This window comes from Streptomyces sp. SID13666 (assembly GCF_010548325.1).
GTDB classification, from domain to species: domain Bacteria; phylum Actinomycetota; class Actinomycetes; order Streptomycetales; family Streptomycetaceae; genus Actinacidiphila; species Actinacidiphila fildesensis.
Genome location: NZ_JAAGLX010000001.1, coordinates 364,671 through 382,025 on the forward strand (window position 1 = coordinate 364,671; position 17,355 = coordinate 382,025).

Consider the following 17,355-nt stretch of genomic DNA (forward strand, 5'->3'; position numbering starts at 1 on the left):
TCACGCCGGGCGGGGTGTGCGCTTGGCCGACGACTCGGGCGGCTGGACCTACGTCCCCTATCCGGAGCTCGCGGCCGCCGCCCGCCGGGCCGCCGCCGGGATGCGGTCGGCCGGCGTCCGCCCCGGTGACGTCGTGTGCCTGCTGATGCCCACCGGCCTGCCCTGCCTGGCGGCGCTCTTCGGCGTCTGGGCGGTCGGCGCGACGATCTCCCCGCTGCCACCGCCCTCGTTCCAGACCGATGACGCGTACGTCGAGCACATCGTCGCCGTCCTGGAACAGGCCGCACCCGCCCTGGTGATCGCGAGCGGGGAGTTCGGTGATCTGGCCGCCCGCGCGATGACCCGGGCGGGGCTTCCCGGCCGGCCGTGGACGCCGCAGGAGATCACAGCCGAGGCCGTACCCGATGGGGTCGCACCCGAAGGGCCCGGATCCGAGGCGCACCGGCCGGTGGCTCCGCCCGCCGAGTCCATCGCCCTGCTCCAGTTCACCTCGGGCTCCACCGGCCGGCCACGCGGGGTGCGGGTCTCCTGGCGGAACCTCACGGCGAACCGTGCCCTGCAGAGCCGTCTGATCGGATGGAAGGACGGCGACGGATTCGCCTCCTGGCTGCCGCTCCACCACGACATGGGCCTGATCGGCTGCTGCCTCTTCCCGGTCGCCTCGCAGAGCGACCTGTGGCTGATGCGCCCGGACCAGTTCATCCGCGACCCGGCCCGCTGGCTGGACTGCTTCGCGCCCGGCCGGGCGGCGCACTCGGCGGCGCCGTCGTTCGCGTTCGCCTACGCGGCCCGGCGCGTCCGGCCGCGGCGGCTGGACGAACTGGACCTGTCCGGCTGGCGCAGCGTCTGCGTCGGCGCCGAGGCGGTCGACCCGGCGGCGCTCTCCGCCTTCGCCCGGTTCGCCGCACCGGCCGGGTTCTCCCCGGACGCGTATGTGCCGTCCTACGGCCTGGCCGAGAACACGCTCGCGGTGACGGGCGCCGCGGCACCGCTCCTGATCGTGCGTCCCGACTGGGCCGCGCTGCGGATGGGCCGGGCGGTGACCGTCGAGGACACCGCCCGCTTGGGTGACGGGGAGGTCGAGCCGGGCTCCGGCTGGCTGGTCGGCCACGGCTTCCCTCAGGACGGGGACGGCGTCGCCGTCCGGATCCTCGACGAGGACGGCGCCCCGGTCCCGGCAGGCCATCTCGGGGAGATCGCCGTGTCCGGCGCCTCGGTGGCGCCGGGTTATCACGCGGGACGGGAGGGCGGTCCGGATTCCACCCGCTTCGTCGAGGGGGAACTCCGCACCGCGGACGCCGGTTTCCTGCACGACGGCCAGCTCTTCGTCCTGGGCCGGATGGGCGACAGCCTGAAACTCCGCGGGCGCAGCGTCTACGTCGACGACCTCGACGCGAAGGTCGCGGCGGCCGCCGGGCTGGGCCGGGACCGCGCGGCGGTGGTGGCCCTCAACGATCGCGGCCGGGCCGGGGTCGCGGTCTTCGTGGAAGCCGCCCCCGGCCCCTGGACGGAGAAGGTGGCCGAGATGCTGCGGGCCGAACTCGGTCCCGAGCCCGCCCTCACCCTCGTCGCCGGCCGCCGCGGGCTGCTCAAGCGCACCACCAGCGGCAAGCTGCGCCGCCGTCATATGTGGCAACTGCTTCAGGAGGGCGGTCTCGAGGCGGTGACGACCAGCTTGTGACGATCAGGTTGTGACGGACCCCGCCTCACCCGGGCGGGGTGCTCCTCCGACGTCGTGTCACGGAACTTGATCGACGGGACGTCAGAAGCGGACCAAAGCACCCTATAAAGGGATACTCTCCCCTCGGATGGCACCAGGACTGCTACCGATGGAGAGCGATGCCAGCGAACCAGCGCACCACCGGCGCGACCGTGCGGCAGGTCGTGGGGAATCCCAAGATCTGGGCCTTCCCGGCGACCATCATCGGGCTCGTCGCCCTGCTGCTCTCCCTGGTCTACATGGGCGGCATCCTCGACCCCAGCGGCAATCTGCACCACATGCCCATCGGCCTGGTCAACGCCGACCGGGGCGCCGTGGTGGCGGGGCAGCCGATGAACCTGGGCCGGCAGGTCACCGACGGGATCGCCGAAGCGGCCAAGTCGCAGCAGCAGGCGTCGTGGCGGCAGCTCGACGCGGCGGGCGCCCGGGACGGACTCGCCTCCGGGAAGCTCTACGGCGTCCTCGAAGTGCCGGACGGCTTCACCGCGGCCGTCGGCGCGCTGGGGGCACCGACCGGGCAGCAGCCGGCCCGGCCGACGATGTCGGTGCTGACCAACCCAGGGGCAGGCAGTCTGGCCTCCTCACTGGCGAGTTCCATCTCCCAGCAGACGGCGCACGCGGCATCGGCGCAGCTCGGCGCGTCGCTCATCGAGCGGCCGCGCCCCGGGGGCGGCGCGATGACCAACGCCGAACGGCTTCTCCTGCAGGACCCCGTGACGGTCAAGGTCTCGGTCGGGCATGCCATCGGCTCGCACAGCGGGCTGGGCCTGACCGCCTTCTACTACACCCTGCTCCTGGTCCTGTCCGGGTTCCTCGGGGCGAGCGTGATCAGCAACAGTGTCGACGTCGCCCTCGGTTACGCGGCCAGCGAGCTCGGGCCGGTGCGCACCCAGCGGCCCACCGTGCCGATCACCCGGACCCGGACGTTCATCGTCACGTGTGTGATGTCGCTGGGGCTCTCCGCGCTGACGTCGAGTCTGATCATGCTGGCGACGGTGGTGATCCTGGGTATGGACGCGTCCCATCTGCCGCTGCTGTGGGTCTTCTCGTTCTGCGCGACCGCCGCGGTGGGGCTCGGGGTCCAGGCCCTGCTTGCCGCCTTCGGTGGGATCGGACAGCTGGTCAGCATGTTCGTGTTCATCGCGCTGGCCCTGCCGTCCTCGGGCGCGACCATTCCACTGCAGGCGCTCCCCAGCTTCTACCGCGTGCTGTCCGAGTTCGAACCCATGCGGCAACTCGCCGACGGTGTAAGGGCGATCATGTATTTCGGCGCCCAGGCCGACGCCGGACTCACGCGTGCGTGGATCATGATCGCGGTCGGCTCGATCGCGGCCCTGGCCTTCGGGTTCGCCATGACCGGCTACTACGACCGCAAGGGCCTGCACCGCATCGTTCCCGAACACGCCTGAGATCGTTCCCGAACACGTCTGAGGCCCTTCGGCGGCTGTCAGTTCACCAGCGGTGAGACCGGCCGCTCGAAGAAGGTCTCCAGTGAGACCGTGGCCTGGGTGCCGCTGACGCCTTCGATGGCGTAGAGCCGTCGGAGCACGTCCTGGAGGTGCACCGTGGTGGCGGTGCGCACCTTCACCAGCACCGAGGCGCTGCCCGCGATGATGTGCGCCTCCTGGATCTCGGCGATGGCGGCGAACGCCGCGCCCGACTCGCCCATCCAGGCCGACGACTCGACCATGACGAAGGCGAGCACACCCTGCCCGAGGGCCGCCGGGTCCACGTCCACCGTCGTCCGCCGGATGATGCCGCGCTCGCGCAGTTTCCGCACCCGCTCGTGCGCGGCGCCGGCCGACAGGCCGACGGCCTTGCCGAGGGCGGCATAGGCCTGCGTGGCGTCCTGCTGGAGCAGTGCGACGAGTTCACGATCAATGTCATCCACGCTTGCCACCATACCTCATTCTGCGATATTCATACGAGACAGGATGTAGTTCAGTCTCAAGTCTCAAAGGTGTGATCATGTCTTCTATCGCCCGCCCGTCGATATACGAGATTCTGGATGATTGCTTCCGCACCGGACGCTGTGCGAACGGCGACGAACGGCTCGAGAAGCTGTACGAGGACTGCCGTTGGGCCGAGGGCCCGCTCTATCTGCCCGCCTGGCGGCAGCTGATCTGGAGCGACATCCCCAACGACCGCATGCTGCGCTGGGACGAGGCGACGGGCGCGATCGGCCTCTTCCGCTCGCCGGCCGGCCACAGCAACGGCAACACGCTCGACCGCCAGGGCCGCCTGATCAGCTGTGAGCAAGGCAACCGCCGTGTCAGCCGGACCGAGCCGGACGGGACGCTGACCGTCCTCGCGGAGCGCTTCGAGGGCAAGCGGCTGAACAGCCCGAACGACGCGACCGTGAAATCCGACGACTCGATATGGTTCTCCGACCCCGACTTCGGCATCACCAGCGACTACGAGGGCCACCGGGCGGACAGCGAGATCGGTGCGTGCAACGTCTACCGGGTGGACCCGGTGACCGGGGAGGTCCGCCTGGTCGCCGACGGCTTCGGCGGCCCGAACGGTCTCGTCTTCTCGCTCGACGAACGGCAGCTGTACGTCTCCGACACCCGCGCGGGCCAGATCCGCGTGTTCGACGTCCGCGAGAACGGCACCCTCTCGGACGGCAAGGTCTTCGCCGAGGCGACCGACGGCATCAGCCGCTTCGACAACATCCGCTTCGACGACGAGGGCCGTCTGTGGGCCGCGGCCATGGACGGCGGAGTGCACTGCTACGACCCGGACGGGACGCTGATCGGCAGGATCGCGGTCCCCGAGGCGGTCTCCAACATCGCCTTCGGCGGCCCCAAGAACAACCGGCTGTTCATCACCGCGACCACGACGTTGTACTCGCTGGTGATGTCGGTGACGGGCGCACCGCGGACCCGGCGCGTCTGAGCCCACCCCGCCGGGCCGGCGCGTCCGACCGTCACGCGCCGGCCCGGACCCTCGTCGGCGACGACAGCCGGCGTGCGCGTCCACCCGGCCCCACGAGGGCTCTGTAGAGGGCAGAATCGATCTGCGGTGTGTCGGCAGGGGTGCGGGCAGAGGCAGTTCGCGGACCGCGTCGTTCGAGGGGGCGTGCCAGCAGTGATCGTGTTCAACTCCACCGGCCAACTCACGCTGCACTACGAGGCCGAGCTGACCGCAGGGGTCCGTGAAGGGCACGCTGTGATCGCCGTGACCCCTCCGGCCGATCTCCTCTCCGCCCCCGCACCGGCCTACATCCTGCAGGTGCGCCGCTACGCCTGCCCTCTCACCTCGATGCGGCTCCGCACGTCCTCGGTGGAACATCCCCTCGAAGACGTTCAAGCCGTGGCGCTGCCGGACGAACCGCGCGAGCACCGCTACCTGCTGCCCCCGTGGCCCACCGCGGGTGCGCTGGAGTACCACCTCACCTGGGCACAGGATCCGGCGGGACCGGTGGTCGGAGACGCGCCGGAGGAACGGGTGCTCTTCCTCGTCCGCCTCCTCGCCGAGGACCGCCAGGGCGACACCCAGGTCCTGGAGCACGGGCGGATCGCGGTCACCTGGACGGATCCCGCTCCCGCCGGTGCCAGCCCGCTCGCCGGTCCTGGCGACGGCCGCACCCTGCCCGCGCCGTTGCGGGAGGCCGTCGACGATCTCGTACAAGCCGATGCGGAACCGGTGCCGGGCTGCTCGCACTGCGCGATGCTCTGGGAACTGCGCCTGCTCGAACAGGCCGAACGCGTGAGAGAATTGGCCGAAGAACACCACGATGCCGCGGTCGGTGACTGGGTGGCGCGCTGGCTCCCTGATCCACAGGACGCCTTCCGTGAGTTCATCAACCCGTGCCGGTGCGTTCGCGCCCGGCTGGGTGCCCGCCCGGACCCCGCTGACCTGTGGTGGTCGGCGGACCCGGCCGCCCGGCAGCGCCTGGACGCCGAGCTGCGGGAGCGCCTCGTCGCAGCCCGCCGCCGTCACGTCATCCATTACCTCCGCACCATCAACGCCGCCCCGCCGAGCCCCTGACGGCCGGGAGCGCAGGCCGGGTCGCCGGATTCCGCCGCCGATGTCATGGACGGCGACCGGCCCACGCCGACCCATCGGCACGGCTGCCACCAGCGACTATCCCGTCGTATCCGGCCTCCCTCGCCGACCTCGCGGCACCATCCGCGCCCGTTGAAGATCGCCGCCAACAGCTGCGTGGGGCAGGGCTGGCAGAGGTACACCGGTGGCGCTGGGATAATGGGGGCTGACAGCCTCGTACTCGCGCGCTGCCTGACCGTCGACCCAGCACCGGGCCACTGATCCATCGGAGAGACCATGACGACCCCGACCCCGGTCGCCGCTACCACCACCGGCCGCTGATGGGCGCGCTGGAACCCGTCGCCCTGGTGCTCGACGGCTATATCGAAGACGCCCCCGTCCCGGCGCCCGGTGACGAGTACGGGGCGACGGCGGCGTTCCGGCTGATCCACTCGCCCACCGACCACGCGGCGGACGAGATGGTGCTCCCGTGCCTGGTGACGGATCCCGCCCTGGTCAGGACCGCCCTGGAGGATCTGGAAGAGGGCGACCTGCTGCGGGTCGAGGGCGTGCTGATGCTGCCCGGCGTGAGTCCCGACGGCGTGCTGCGGCTGCGGGTGGAAGCTCTTGAGGTGCTGTCGCCCGCCCCGATACGCGAGATCGAGCCCGACACGGTCGACCGTTACGGCCCGTACGTCATCGTCAGCGGCAGCACTCACAGCACCGGCGCCGACCCGGTCCAGATGTGGACCGACGCCGGAGCCTGGGTCGGCATCGCCCCCGGCCCCGCTGCCGTTCAGGACATGATCACCGCGTACGAGGCCCGCACCAACGGCACGTGACACGGGCCGCCTCCCGCGGGGTTTGCGCCAACGGTGGGCGGCGTCCGCAGGTCGGAGACCGAAGGCGCCGCCCTCGATCATTCGGGTCTTTTGGCCATGAAGGTCGCGATCGTCCGCTTCGCCCCTGCATCAGGCTCCTGCACCAGGCGTGCGGTGACGTCGAGTCCGGCCCGGCCCAGCAGCGCGGCGATCCGATCCGGCGGCAGCAAGTGGGAGGCGTAGGACACCGGATGGCCTCCGTACGCCCGCGTCGGCCGTAGCTCCTCGTCCTCTCCCGCATAGCCGGCCACCATCAGCCGGCCGCCGGGCGCGAGTGTGCGCCGGAACTCGGCGAACACGACGGGCAGCAACGCCGGTGGTGTGTGATGGGTGGAGTAGTAGGCCAGGATGCCGCCGAGCTCGTGATCCCGGACGGGCAGCGCGGTCATCGACCCCACCGTGAACTGCAGCCTCGGGTATGCCTGCCGGGCGAGCTCGATCATCTTCGGGGAGAGGTCGAGACCGAAGGCGGGCACTCCCAGCTCCGCCAGATGCGCCGTGACCTTGCCCGGGCCGCATCCGAGGTCCGCGACCGGCCCGAGGCCGGCCGCCCGCGCGACTTCGGCGAACGCGGTCAGCATGGCGCGGGACAACGGATCGAGCTCCGCCGGGGTCTTGACGATCTCCGCGTAGTCGGCGGCGACGGTGTCGTACGACTCCCGGACCGCGGCGAGGTAGGAGGATTCGGTCACGGGGACGACCCTAGGGGAGGGCACCGACAGCCGGAGACCGGACAGACCGCGTCCAGCTCGGCGGACGATCGACGCGGCGCGGGTGCAGGCGCAACTGCGGCACTACATACGGCGCATCACGGCCACCACGCGGCCGAGGATCGTCGCGTCGTCGCCCGCGATGGGGGAGTAGGCGTCGTTGTGGGGATGGAGCCACGCATGCCCGGCCTCGTCGCGCTTGAACCGCTTGACGGTGGCTTCGCCGTCGATCATCGCGGCGACGATGTCGCCGCTGGCGGCCGAGCTCTGACGGCGGACGGTGACCCAGTCCCCGGTGACGATGGCCGCGTCGATCATGGAGTCGCCGACGACTTCCAGGGCGAACAGCTCCCCCTCGCCCACCAGGAGCCGGGGCAGATCGAGCACGTCCTGGATGTCCTCCTGCGCGGTGATCGGAATCCCGGCCGCGATCCTGCCGATGAGCGGCACGCGTGCGGTCGCCGTGCGGCCGGCCGGCCGCGTGCTGCGGGAGTCCTCCGGGAGCACGTAGGCGCGTGGTGTGTGGGGGTCTCTGCGCAGGGCGCCTTTGCGCTCCAGCACCATCAGCTGATGGGCGACCGAAGAGGTACTCGACAGGCCCACGGCCTGGCCGATCTCCCGCATCGACGGCGGGTAGCCGGTGCTGTCGATGAAGTCGCGGATGGTGGCGACGATGTCGGCCTGCCGGGTGGTGAGTCCGTCGTAGTTGCCCGGGGCGCCCGGCGGTCGGCCGGGGCGCCCTGCTGTCTTGCGGTTGTCCATGGTCCGCGCGCCCTCCCTCGCTGGTGATCATGGTGAGAGAAGCACAGTAACCCGGACAGACCGGGTAAGGGAACGACCTTTCGAATAACGCTGATGTGACACGACGCCGTGCCGGCCGCCGGAAGTGCGGGCAGCCGGCTCCTCCGGGGCGACGAGCGGAGCGGCCAGGGGGGCGGAACCACCTCTGATACGTGGCTGACACAAATCCGCGCGGTGCCGGACGCAAAGCCTTGACCGGCTGGATGAGCGCGCGGGCAGGCCGCCCGGCACGAATCGATCTTCAGGTGACGTGATGCGACAGCGCGACAGCACACCGGCGGGACACCACGGCGGCTCCCCTGCCACGGTGCGTGTTCTGCTGGTGGAGGACGACGAATCGATCCGCAGGTCCGTCGGTATGGCGCTGGACCGCTACGGATACGAGGTGTCGGCGGCTCCTGACGGCCTGACGGGCCTGGAGATGTTCCGGGACGGGGAGCACGACCTGTTGCTCCTCGACATCATGCTGCCGCACCTCGACGGCATCGGACTGTGCCGCAGGATCCGCGAGACGAGCCAGGCGCCCATCCTGATGATGTCCGCCCGCGGCGACTCGATGGACGTGGTGGCGGGACTGGAGGCGGGCGCCGACGACTACATCGTCAAACCCGTCGACACCACCGTCCTGGTGGCGCGGATCCGCACTCTGCTGCGCCGGGCCACGTTCACCGGTCACCCCACGAGCGACGACCGGTCCGTCGACGACAGCGTCCTCACCTTCCGGAATCTCACCGTGAACACCCGCGGCCTGGACGTGCACGTCGACGGCCGTCCGCTCGCCCTCACGCCGACCGAACTGCGGCTGCTCCTGGAGTTCGTGGCCGCGCCGGGCGTCGCTCTGCAACGGCAGACCCTGCTGCGCGAGGTGTGGGACTACGGCTGGGACGGCGACATCCGGGTGGTCGACCTCGCGGTACAGCGGCTGCGCAAGAAGATCGGCGCCGATCACATCGAGACCGTCCGCGGCTTCGGCTACAAGTTCCGGCGCTGACATGAGACAGACGACGGACCCCGCCGCCCCCGACACACTTTCCGACCCCGCCCCCGTTCGCAGTGCGCTGCGACGCTTCGCCGATCCGCGATCCCTGCGCTGGAAGGTCGCCGCGGGGGTCACCGCGGCGGCCTGCGCGATGGCGCTGGGCATCGGGATCCTGGTGCACCAGACAACCCAGAACCGCTCCCTGAGCATCGCGCGCGCCGGCGCCGTGGAGGACCTGGGCAAGGCCGAGACCGCGTTCCGGGCCGGGCAGCCCCCACAGAGCCATCCGGCGACGGGCGCCTACTACCGGATGGGTGACGAAGTACCGGACGAGCTGCGGGACCGGATCGGTTCCGGTGCAGGCCCGGTCACCTGGTACGACACCCGGCACCCGCTCCGGGGGTACGCGATGTGGGCCGGAAGCCGCGTCAACGGCACGCTGCTGGCCGTCAGCGTGGACATGGGCGCCGAGCAGCGCAGCCTGGAGGCACTCGACCGGCACATGCGGTACGCGGCCCTGGCCATGCTCGCCGTCGTCGTGCCCCTCACACTCCTCGCCGCCGAACTGCTGCTGCGCCGGCTGCGCCGCATCGCCGGCACCGCCCGCCGCATCAAGCGCGGCGACCTCGACGCGCGGACCGCGGGCCGCGGTCATGACGAGATCAGCGAGATCTCCTCGGCCGTCGACCTCATGGCGGATGCCCTGCAGGAACGGCTGCGTGGCGAACAGCGCTTCACCGCGGACGTCGCCCATGAACTGCGCACCCCGCTCACCGGCCTCGTCACCTCCGCCTCCCTCCTCCCGGAGAGCGAGCCCACCGACCTGGTGCGCGACCGCGTCCAGGTGCTCCGCGCCCTGGTGGACGACCTCCTGGAGATCTCCCGGCTGGACGCGGGAGCGGAGCGGGCGGACGCCCAACCGGTGCCGCTCGGCGAGCTGGTGACCGATTCCGTGCGACGTACGGGTTTGGAGACGCGGGTCTCGGTGACGGGTGATCCGGTCACCGCGACCGATCCGCGCCGCCTCGACCGGATCGTCACCAACCTGATCCTCGACGCGCACCGGCACGGTGGACCGCCGGTCGAGGTCACGGTCGACGGCACGACGATCGTCGTACGCGACCAGGGTCCCGGCTTCCCCCCGGAGCTCATCGCCCACGGACCACAGCGCTTCCGTACAGGAGCCGCGGAGCGCGGGCACGGCCACGGGCTCGGCCTCACCATCGCCCTCGGCCAGGCGCGCGTCATCGGTGCCCGCCTCACCCTGGCCAACGCCGACCCGCACGGAGCCGTCGCCAACCTCGAACTGCCGGACCAGGACGGCTGATCGGCAGTGACCGGTCGAGGCGTCGGTTCGAGGCGTCGGCCGTCCGGCGTCCGTGGAGCGGCTGGGGCTACGCGCCCGGATCGCTGTCGATGCGCCCCAGCAGGTCGAGCAGGGTGGTGCGGTCGGTGGGGGACAGGGCGGCGAAGCAGGTGGCGAGGACTTCGTCGGCGATCCGATGCCCTGCCGCCAGGGTCTCTTCGCCGGCGGGGGTGAGGTAGTGCTCGATGCGCCGGCCGTGGCCCGGCCTGCGCTCGATCAGGCCGAGGGCCGCCAGCCGGCCGGCGAGCGTCCCGAACGCCTGCTCGCTCTGGAACGTCGCCGCGGCCAGTGGCCGGGCCGCGGCTCCGGGCGTGCGGCTGATCGCGCGGAGGGCGTCCCACTGGGCCAGCGTCGTACCGGCGGCGGCGAGCCGGCTCTCGAGTGCCCGGTGCTGCTTGTACTGGGCCTGCTTCACCGCTCTTCCAAGGACCTGCAGTTCATCGGGCATGGACTCAGTCTAGAGCATGACCAAGCTTGTTTATATAAACATCCTTAGTTAGAGTGAGGGCATGCCAACGAACCACACGGTTGCCGTGTACCCCGACCTGTCCATCACCCTCGCCGAGGCCGGCTCCGGCCGCCCCTGCCTGATCCTGCACGGCGGCGGGGGGCCGGCCACGGTCGCCGGACTCGCGGACCACCTCGCACCGACCATGCACACCATCACGCCCACCCACCCCGGCTGGAACGGTGCCCCTCGCCCCGCGTGGCTGACCGGTATCGACGATCTCGCCCTCGCCTACCTGCACTGCCTCCAGGACCTCAAGCTCCGCGACGTGCTCGTCATCGGCTCCTCGCTCGGCGGCTGGACCGCCGCCGAAATGGCCGTGCGCGACACCGCGGGACTCATCACCGGACTGGTCCTGATCGACGCCGCCGGAGTGCACGTCGAAGCCGAGCCGATAGTCGACTTCTTCGCGCTCGACGCCGCCGGCGTCGCCGAATACGCCTGGCACGACTCGGACCGCTTCTACGTCGACCCCGCCGACGTCCCAGCCGAGCGACTCGCGCTTCAGCAGGCCAACATGGCCACCATGCGCGAACTCGCGGGCGACCCCTACATGCACGACCCCAAACTGCTCCGCCGCCTGCGGCGCGTCGACGTCCCCACGCTACTGCTCTGGGGAGAGAGCGACCGCGTCGTCACCCCTGCCTACGGCGAGGCGTACGCCGAAGCCTTCGGCAACGGCCGGCTCCAGATCATCCCCGAAGCAGGTCACCTGCCGCAGCTGGAGCAGCCGGCGGCCACCTTCGCGCTGATCGACGCCTACCGTCGCTGATACGTCGGCAACCGGGGTACGCGTAGCCGGAGTTGATCTCGACGGCGCCAGGCGGAAAGTCTCGTTTCCCGCCTGACCGCCCCCCGCCCGGGGAAGGATGTCGCACAACCGCACGGGTCGAGGGGGAGGACGGAGAATGGGGATCTTCGGGCGCAAGGGACGGCCTGCGGACACACGGCCGCTGGACGCACCGCAGGAGGCACCACGGGACACACCGCAGGACGGGCCCCAGGACGCACGCCCTCAGCCGATGTCGCAGGACACCCGGCCCCAGGGGGCGCTGCGGCCGGTCGGGCCGCAGGACGCACCCATGCCCGGCGGTGATGACGACGACGGGTCCCGCTGGATCTACGAGGTCGCGGGGGAGTACTCGTCGGAGACCTGGGCGCCACGGGAGTCGATCCGCCGCTGGTGGCGGGTGGACCGTGACGGTAACGAGCTCGAAGGGCCCGTGGAGAACGAGAACTTCGGGCCCCCGCAGAACGACCTGCGCCGCGCGACCGACCCCGACGGCCCGCTGAGCTGGCTCCCCGACCCGGAGGCGACGGTGCGCGGCTGGCTGTCGGTCGCGGTCGACCGGATCGGCGAGGGCATCGAGGTGCACTGGCTCCAGGTCACCGGGACACCGCTGGTCCTCGCCGGCCACGACGTCTCGGACTTCGCCCCGCCCGACTTCGACGGCACCCCGCCGCCGCGCATCGGCGTCGCCGTCCCGGTGGGCTTCGGCGCTCAAATGGCCGGGCATTCCCTCACGGTGCTGTGGGGCCTGCTGCTCTGGGTGACGGTCAGCGAGGATCCGGCCGCCGACCCCAAGCAGAACGTCTGGCTACGCCACGAAGTCGACGCCGAGCGTGCCGACGAGCTCCTGCGTATCGTCCTCCAGGCGCCGGACATACGTTTCTGAGGCCGCGTCCGCCGAAAGGCCCGGTGGGGGCGGGTGAGGACCGGTGCGGAGCCGCTATCCGGTGAGTGTCTGGGTACCGAGCACGGCGAGGAGGGCAAGGCGTTCGGCGTCCGGGGTGCCGGGCTCGGCGGTGTAGATCATGATGCGCAGATCGCTTCCCGCGACGCTGAGGATGTCGCAGTCGAGCGTCAGGGCACCCACCTGCGGGTGATCGATGGTCTTGCGCGCGGCCTCGTGCCGGCCGACGGCTCCGCCGTCCCACAGCTCGGCGAACCGGTCACTCTTCGCGCGCAGGTCCGCGACCAGCCGCCGTACCCGCAGGTCCGCCGGATACCGGCCCGCGGTCGCCCGCAATGCCGTGACCTGCGCGATTTCGAGTGCGCGCTGGGACTGCGGTGTGTGGCGGACGCGGCCGGGCGGGCCGAGGAAGGTGCGCCACACCGCGTTGCGCCCGTTGCCGTGCAGCTCGCCCATCAAGGCCACGTACAGAGGGTTGGCGAGCAGCAGGGTCCACGCCGCGTCCGAGACCGCGACGGGCGTCCCGGTCAGCCGGTCCAGCATCCGCTGGACGCTGGGTGTGATGTAGGCGGGCACCGTGCCCTGGCCCGGTGGCACCAGCCCGGCGGCGTGGAACAGATGCTCGCGCTCGGCCACGGACAGGCGCAGCGCCCGGCCCAGGGCCTCGACGACCTGTTCCGAAGGGTTGGCCGCCCGGCCCTGTTCGAGGCGGGTGACGTAGTCGACCGAGATCCCGGCCAGCAGGGCGAGCTCCTCCCGGCGCAGCCCGGCCGCGCGCCGATGGCCGCCGGCCGCCAGCCCTGCCGCCTCCGGGGAGACCCGGTCGCGCCAGCGCCGCAACGTGTGCCCGAACTCCGTGGTCGCCATGACACCACTGTGCACCGCCCGGCCCGGATCGTCCTGGTACTGGGAGTCCCAGGAAAACGGGACTCCTGGCTGACCCGTGCGGCTCTGCCGCAGCGTGGAGGCATGACAACAACACTGATCACCGGAGCGAACAAGGGTCTCGGCTTCGAGGCCGCCCGTCGGCTCATCGCCGCGGGACACACCGTCTACCTCGGCAGCCGGGACGCCGAACGTGGCCGCCGGGCCGCCGAGCAGCTCGGTGCGCGCGCGATGCAGCTCGACGTCACCGACGACGCGTCCGTGCAGGCCGCGGTGAAGGCCGTCGAGGCCGACGGAGGACTGGACGTACTGATCAACAACGCCGGTATCCAGGAGGAAATGCGGGACGGCACCGTCGTGATCGATGCATTGGGTCTGACCGCGGACGTGATGCGGAAGACATTCGAAACGAACGTCTTCGGCACGGTGCGCGTCATCCACGCTTTTCTCCCGCTGCTGCAGCGTTCCGCCGCCCCGGTCATGGTCAACGTCAGCAGCGGCCTGGCCTCGCTTTCCCTGGTCACCACCCCGGGAACCCCGACGCACGCCTACCCGGGCGTGGCCTATCCGGCGTCGAAAGCCACGGTCAACATGATCACGGTGCAGTACGCGAAGGCGTTCCCGGACATGCGGATCAATGCAGTGGAGCCGGGCTTCACCAAGACCGACCTGAATGCGCACAGCGGCATGCAGAGCGTTGAACAGGGCGCCGAGATCATCGTGCGCATGGCCCAGCTGAGCCCTGACGGCCCGACCGGCGGGTATTTCGACGCCGAGGGGACTCTTCCCTGGTGAGAGACCTTCCCTGATCGCGGGCTGTTTCCCGGAGTGCGCCCACCGCGCCGGGGACAGCCCGTCCGCATGAGTGAGCCAGTGGGCACCGAAAGTCACGCCGTCCCGTTATCGCTCCTCTTATTACTCGTCTTTGTTCGGTCCGACCGGCTGGCCGGCTGTCCGGTCCCGGAAAACAGAAGGGGCCGGCCTTGAGCCGGCCGGATCTTTCGCGCCCGGCGTACGCAATGCCGGGATCAAAGGGGATCGGGATGGGCGGGCGAGGGCAGGCCATCGCCGAATAGAGGCTGTTTCGGTGGCCTGGAAACCCCGCATCGAGTGAGCCCGGGCACAGGACCTACGTCACGTCCGAAGCCGCTTAGTGGACGTATTTCCCTTCCCTTTCGGGCCGCGCACAGCCCCGACGGGTGCCTTTCGGCTCTGCTTACTAAGACGGGTAGTAAGCGAGGTCTTTGCCATCGCCGGCGGGCCGCGTTAACCATGGTTCGAGCAGCACGAACATGAGCGCAGCGCCCTCTCGACACATCAGCGAGACCGGGCCCGCCACCTGCTCCGCACGCCGCCGCTACGGCCGGCCGTCCCCTGATCCCGTCTGGAAGAGGTTCATACCGCATGCCCGCACCCACTCAGCTCTCCTCCCTGCGCACCTTCCGCCCGTCCAAGCGCTTCAAGATCTCCGCTGTCGCGCTCACCGCCGCCGGCTGCACCACGGCCCTCGCCCTCGCCGGCACCGCCACCCAGAGCACCTCCGCGCTCCCCGCCATCAACGTCGCGAAGGTCTCCGCCGACGGCCAGGCCGGCACCAAGGTCCAGGCGCTCACCAAGGGAGCGGCTGTCAGCTCCTACCCGGCCTACGTCGGCAAGCCCGCCGCTGCGAAGGACGCCTCGCGCGACCTCACCAAGGGACCCGCGAAGGCCAAGCCGGTCGCCGCCGCCCAGCACAAGGCCAAGCCGGCCGCGAACCGGTCGACCGTGCGCAAGCCGGTTGCCGTGTCTGCCCCGAAGTACTCGAACAACCTGGACGGTTGGATCCGCGAGTCGCTGGCCATCATGAAGTCCAAGGGCATCCCGGGTAGCTACTCCGGCCTGCACCGCAACATCATGCGCGAGTCCAGCGGCAACCCGAACGCGGTCAACGACTGGGACATCAACGCGATCAACGGCATCCCGTCCAAGGGCCTGCTCCAGGTGATCCAGCCGACCTTCGACACCTACCACGTCGCCGGCACCGCCAATCGCCTCACCGACCCGGTCGCCAACATCACCGCCGCCGCCAACTACGCGGCGCACCGCTACGGTTCGATCGACAACGTGAACTCCGCGTACTGATCAACCCAGCTCACCCAGCTCCACCAGATCACCAGCCCCCTCGGCCCACTCGGCCGAGGCCGGCCCGAACCGGTCGTCGCCGGCCTCTCCCAGGCGTGTTCCTGGGAGAGCACCCAACTGGTCGGGCCGAAAAGGGCACATGGACTGCCGGCTACGCGAGCCAGAGAGAGCTGCGCCGGTGACGCGCCGGCGGTATGTCCACCGCATCCGCGGCGTCGAGTGCGAGTTCGCCGGTGGTGGAGTTCACCAGTCCCAGGAGAGTCCCTACTTGGGCTCGCAGCCGCTGTCGTGCCCGGCGTTCCTCCTCCGCGGACCACCGAGCGACGGAAGGGTCCCGACAGCTTCGAGCCCACGAGTAGACCTCCACCGTGCGCCGGACCATGCGCGGGTGGGGCCTTCTGGACTCATGCGTCGCATCGCTGAAGGTGCGGGCGCTGTACCTGAGGTCATGGAGAACCACGGAACGCCACGGGTGTTCAGGCCGGTAGTCGGGTGACTTCCCGCTGTGGTGCAGGGGAACGTGGTGGTGGGCGGTGCGTGCCACGGGGCTCCGTTCGCAGCAACCGCCAGGTATCTCCTGGCGGGCTACTTGAAGCCCGCCGGCCCTGTTGAACGTGTGTTTCTCATGCCCGGAACCTTATCCCGCCGGTTCTGCGGGCAGGGATGCTGCGGGTCTGCCGGACTGACGCCGGGCGCCCGCTACACCGCCGATTCCCGCCGACTGGACGAGAACCACGCGAACATCCGCAAGGTCTGGGACGGCCCCGGCGGCGGTGAATGGCCGGACGAGGCCCAGTGGCGGACGCTGCGCGCCGCGGACGAGCTGACCACCGAGAAACTGGCCGGACTGACCGCATCCGAGTACGGGACCGGCACGGTCACCGTCATGCTCCGGATGCCGGGAATCCGCTTCCTGCGGCTGTCGAAGAACTGACACCGACCACCGGACCCGGCGCGCCCGACGGTGTCCGGCGCACGTACTCCGGGGCCGGCCGGCCCTGACACCGGCCGGCCCCGGGGGAAAACAGTCCCCGCCTGCCGCCGCCCCTGGGCTTGCCCGGTGCGCCGACCGTGCGGAATGCCCGGGTGGGGGCGAAGCTGGAGATATGGAGATCACGATGCGGCTGGCCCAGCAGCCGGAGGCCGACGAGCTGCTCGGCCGCAGTCCGCTGGCGGCGCTGGTCGGCATGCTGCTGGACCAGCAGGTGCCGATGGAGTGGGCCTTCTCGGGGCCGTACACCATCGCCCAGCGGCTGGGGGCCGATGACCTGGACGCGCACGCGATTGCCGCGTACGACCCGGACGCCTTCGCGGCGCTGCTGTCGGAGAAGCCGGCCGTGCACCGTTATCCGGGATCGATGGCGAAGCGGGTCCAGCAGCTGTGCGCGTACCTGGTCGAGCACTACGACGGGGACGCCTCGTCCGTGTGGACGGGCGCGGATACGGGCGCGGAGCTGGTGGGGCGGCTGAAGGCGCTGCCCGGCTTCGGGGAGCAGAAAGCGCAGATCTTCCTGGCACTGCTGGGCAAGCGGCTGGGCGTACGGCCGAAGGGGTGGCGGGAGGCGGCGGGCCAGTACGGGCCCGCCGGGGTCTACCGGTCCGCCGCCGACATCACCGGACCGGAGTCACTGGCGAAAGTACGGGCACACAAGCAGGAAATGAAGGCGGCAGCCAAGGCCGCCAAGTGAGGATCTGATCAT

Annotated in this window: 18 protein-coding genes; 13 read left to right on the forward strand and 5 right to left on the reverse strand. The window is 70.7% G+C overall.

Annotated features, from left to right (window positions below):
• Positions 1-22 precede the first annotated feature (22 nt).
• Positions 23-1,681, forward strand: coding sequence for an AMP-binding protein (locus G3I60_RS01745; RefSeq protein ID WP_203671861.1), 1,659 nt, complete (start codon positions 23-25; stop codon positions 1,679-1,681).
• Positions 1,682-1,839: 158 nt separating this feature from the next.
• The gene (locus G3I60_RS01750; RefSeq protein ID WP_138354585.1) at positions 1,840-3,129 is read left to right on the forward strand and encodes a YhgE/Pip domain-containing protein; all 1,290 of its coding nucleotides are present in this window, start codon (positions 1,840-1,842) and stop codon (positions 3,127-3,129) included.
• A 38-nt stretch (positions 3,130-3,167) separates the two neighbouring features.
• Here the strand turns inward: G3I60_RS01750 and G3I60_RS01755 are convergent, their stop codons facing one another.
• On the reverse strand, positions 3,168-3,611 hold the full coding sequence (locus G3I60_RS01755; protein ID WP_138354586.1) for an Lrp/AsnC family transcriptional regulator: 444 nt from the start codon (positions 3,609-3,611) through the stop codon (positions 3,168-3,170).
• Between the two features lie 77 nt (positions 3,612-3,688).
• Here G3I60_RS01755 and G3I60_RS01760 point away from each other — a divergent pair, with 77 nt between their 5' ends.
• From G3I60_RS01760 to G3I60_RS01770, 3 genes are all read left to right on the forward strand, one after another.
• Positions 3,689-4,618 (forward strand): SMP-30/gluconolactonase/LRE family protein, encoded by a 930-nt coding sequence (locus G3I60_RS01760; protein WP_164292516.1) that lies wholly within the window; start codon positions 3,689-3,691, stop codon positions 4,616-4,618.
• Between the two features lie 183 nt (positions 4,619-4,801).
• Entirely contained in the window at positions 4,802-5,713 is a 912-nt protein-coding gene (locus G3I60_RS01765; protein WP_164292515.1) for a hypothetical protein, read from the forward strand.
• Between the two features lie 338 nt (positions 5,714-6,051).
• Complete coding sequence (locus G3I60_RS01770) at positions 6,052-6,552, forward strand: hypothetical protein (protein ID WP_239069449.1); 501 nt, start codon at positions 6,052-6,054, stop codon at positions 6,550-6,552.
• Positions 6,553-6,629: 77 nt separating this feature from the next.
• Here G3I60_RS01770 and G3I60_RS01775 read toward each other — a convergent pair whose 3' ends face one another.
• Together G3I60_RS01775 and lexA are read right to left on the reverse strand one after the other, a co-directional pair.
• Positions 6,630-7,283 carry a class I SAM-dependent methyltransferase gene (locus G3I60_RS01775; RefSeq protein WP_164292514.1) on the reverse strand — a complete coding sequence of 218 codons (654 nt, stop codon included), beginning with the start codon at positions 7,281-7,283 and terminating at the stop codon, positions 6,630-6,632.
• Positions 7,284-7,385: 102 nt separating this feature from the next.
• Positions 7,386-8,063 carry a transcriptional repressor LexA gene (lexA, locus tag G3I60_RS01780; protein WP_164292513.1) on the reverse strand — a complete coding sequence of 226 codons (678 nt, stop codon included), beginning with the start codon at positions 8,061-8,063 and terminating at the stop codon, positions 7,386-7,388.
• 292 nt (positions 8,064-8,355) lie between these two features.
• Between lexA and cseB the strand changes: the two genes are divergently transcribed.
• Both cseB and G3I60_RS01790 read left to right on the forward strand, forming a co-directional pair.
• Positions 8,356-9,093, forward strand: a complete 738-nt coding sequence (cseB, locus tag G3I60_RS01785; protein ID WP_138354591.1) for a two-component system response regulator CseB — start codon at positions 8,356-8,358, stop codon at positions 9,091-9,093.
• Between the two features lies 1 nt (position 9,094).
• Complete coding sequence (locus G3I60_RS01790) at positions 9,095-10,408, forward strand: HAMP domain-containing sensor histidine kinase (protein ID WP_164292512.1); 1,314 nt, start codon at positions 9,095-9,097, stop codon at positions 10,406-10,408.
• Between the two features lie 67 nt (positions 10,409-10,475).
• Here the strand turns inward: G3I60_RS01790 and G3I60_RS01795 are convergent, their stop codons facing one another.
• A complete protein-coding gene (locus G3I60_RS01795; RefSeq protein ID WP_138354593.1) occupies positions 10,476-10,895 on the reverse strand; it encodes a MarR family winged helix-turn-helix transcriptional regulator in 420 nt (139 codons plus the stop codon).
• A gap of 61 nt (positions 10,896-10,956) precedes the next feature.
• On the opposite strand from G3I60_RS01795, the gene G3I60_RS01800 reads away from it, so the two are divergent.
• Both G3I60_RS01800 and G3I60_RS01805 read left to right on the forward strand, forming a co-directional pair.
• The gene (locus G3I60_RS01800; protein ID WP_138354594.1) at positions 10,957-11,727 is read left to right on the forward strand and encodes an alpha/beta fold hydrolase; all 771 of its coding nucleotides are present in this window, start codon (positions 10,957-10,959) and stop codon (positions 11,725-11,727) included.
• Between the two features lie 250 nt (positions 11,728-11,977).
• On the forward strand, positions 11,978-12,631 hold the full coding sequence (locus G3I60_RS01805; RefSeq protein ID WP_164292511.1) for a hypothetical protein: 654 nt from the start codon (positions 11,978-11,980) through the stop codon (positions 12,629-12,631).
• Between the two features lie 54 nt (positions 12,632-12,685).
• On the opposite strand, the gene G3I60_RS01810 is transcribed toward G3I60_RS01805, so the two are convergent.
• On the reverse strand, positions 12,686-13,516 hold the full coding sequence (locus G3I60_RS01810) for a helix-turn-helix transcriptional regulator (protein WP_164292510.1): 831 nt from the start codon (positions 13,514-13,516) through the stop codon (positions 12,686-12,688).
• A gap of 102 nt (positions 13,517-13,618) precedes the next feature.
• Here G3I60_RS01810 and G3I60_RS01815 point away from each other — a divergent pair, with 102 nt between their 5' ends.
• The 4 genes from G3I60_RS01815 (at position 13,619) to G3I60_RS01830 (ending at position 17,343) form a co-directional block, all read left to right on the forward strand.
• Complete coding sequence (locus G3I60_RS01815) at positions 13,619-14,329, forward strand: SDR family NAD(P)-dependent oxidoreductase (RefSeq protein ID WP_164292509.1); 711 nt, start codon at positions 13,619-13,621, stop codon at positions 14,327-14,329.
• Between the two features lie 609 nt (positions 14,330-14,938).
• A complete protein-coding gene (locus tag G3I60_RS01820) occupies positions 14,939-15,655 on the forward strand; it encodes a transglycosylase SLT domain-containing protein (RefSeq protein ID WP_138354598.1) in 717 nt (238 codons plus the stop codon).
• A gap of 625 nt (positions 15,656-16,280) precedes the next feature.
• Entirely contained in the window at positions 16,281-16,589 is a 309-nt protein-coding gene (locus G3I60_RS01825; protein ID WP_164606432.1) for a hypothetical protein, read from the forward strand.
• 172 nt (positions 16,590-16,761) lie between these two features.
• Positions 16,762-17,343: an HhH-GPD-type base excision DNA repair protein gene (locus G3I60_RS01830; protein ID WP_164292507.1), complete on the forward strand. Its 582-nt coding sequence runs from the start codon at positions 16,762-16,764 to the stop codon at positions 17,341-17,343.
• Positions 17,344-17,355: the final 12 nt, after the last annotated feature.

What these genes read in the sequence shown, in the direction of transcription:
- G3I60_RS01770 (WP_239069449.1), top strand. Translation starts at nt 6,052, where the DNA reads ATGGGCGCGCTGGAACCCGTCGCCCTGGTGCTCGACGGCTATATCGAA.
- G3I60_RS01800 (WP_138354594.1), top strand. Translation starts at nt 10,957, where the DNA reads ATGCCAACGAACCACACGGTTGCCGTGTACCCCGACCTGTCCATCACC.
- G3I60_RS01820 (WP_138354598.1), top strand. Translation starts at nt 14,939, where the DNA reads ATGCCCGCACCCACTCAGCTCTCCTCCCTGCGCACCTTCCGCCCGTCC.
- G3I60_RS01795 (WP_138354593.1), bottom strand. Translation starts at nt 10,895, where the DNA reads ATGCCCGATGAACTGCAGGTCCTTGGAAGAGCGGTGAAGCAGGCCCAG.
- G3I60_RS01750 (WP_138354585.1), top strand. Translation starts at nt 1,840, where the DNA reads ATGCCAGCGAACCAGCGCACCACCGGCGCGACCGTGCGGCAGGTCGTG.
- G3I60_RS01810 (WP_164292510.1), bottom strand. Translation starts at nt 13,516, where the DNA reads ATGGCGACCACGGAGTTCGGGCACACGTTGCGGCGCTGGCGCGACCGG.
- G3I60_RS01760 (WP_164292516.1), top strand. Translation starts at nt 3,689, where the DNA reads ATGTCTTCTATCGCCCGCCCGTCGATATACGAGATTCTGGATGATTGC.
- G3I60_RS01815 (WP_164292509.1), top strand. Translation starts at nt 13,619, where the DNA reads ATGACAACAACACTGATCACCGGAGCGAACAAGGGTCTCGGCTTCGAG.
- G3I60_RS01790 (WP_164292512.1), top strand. Translation starts at nt 9,095, where the DNA reads ATGAGACAGACGACGGACCCCGCCGCCCCCGACACACTTTCCGACCCC.
- cseB (WP_138354591.1), top strand. Translation starts at nt 8,356, where the DNA reads ATGCGACAGCGCGACAGCACACCGGCGGGACACCACGGCGGCTCCCCT.
- G3I60_RS01830 (WP_164292507.1), top strand. Translation starts at nt 16,762, where the DNA reads ATGGAGATCACGATGCGGCTGGCCCAGCAGCCGGAGGCCGACGAGCTG.
- G3I60_RS01825 (WP_164606432.1), top strand. Translation starts at nt 16,281, where the DNA reads ATGCCCGGAACCTTATCCCGCCGGTTCTGCGGGCAGGGATGCTGCGGG.
- lexA (WP_164292513.1), bottom strand. Translation starts at nt 8,063, where the DNA reads ATGGACAACCGCAAGACAGCAGGGCGCCCCGGCCGACCGCCGGGCGCC.
- G3I60_RS01805 (WP_164292511.1), top strand. Translation starts at nt 11,978, where the DNA reads ATGTCGCAGGACACCCGGCCCCAGGGGGCGCTGCGGCCGGTCGGGCCG.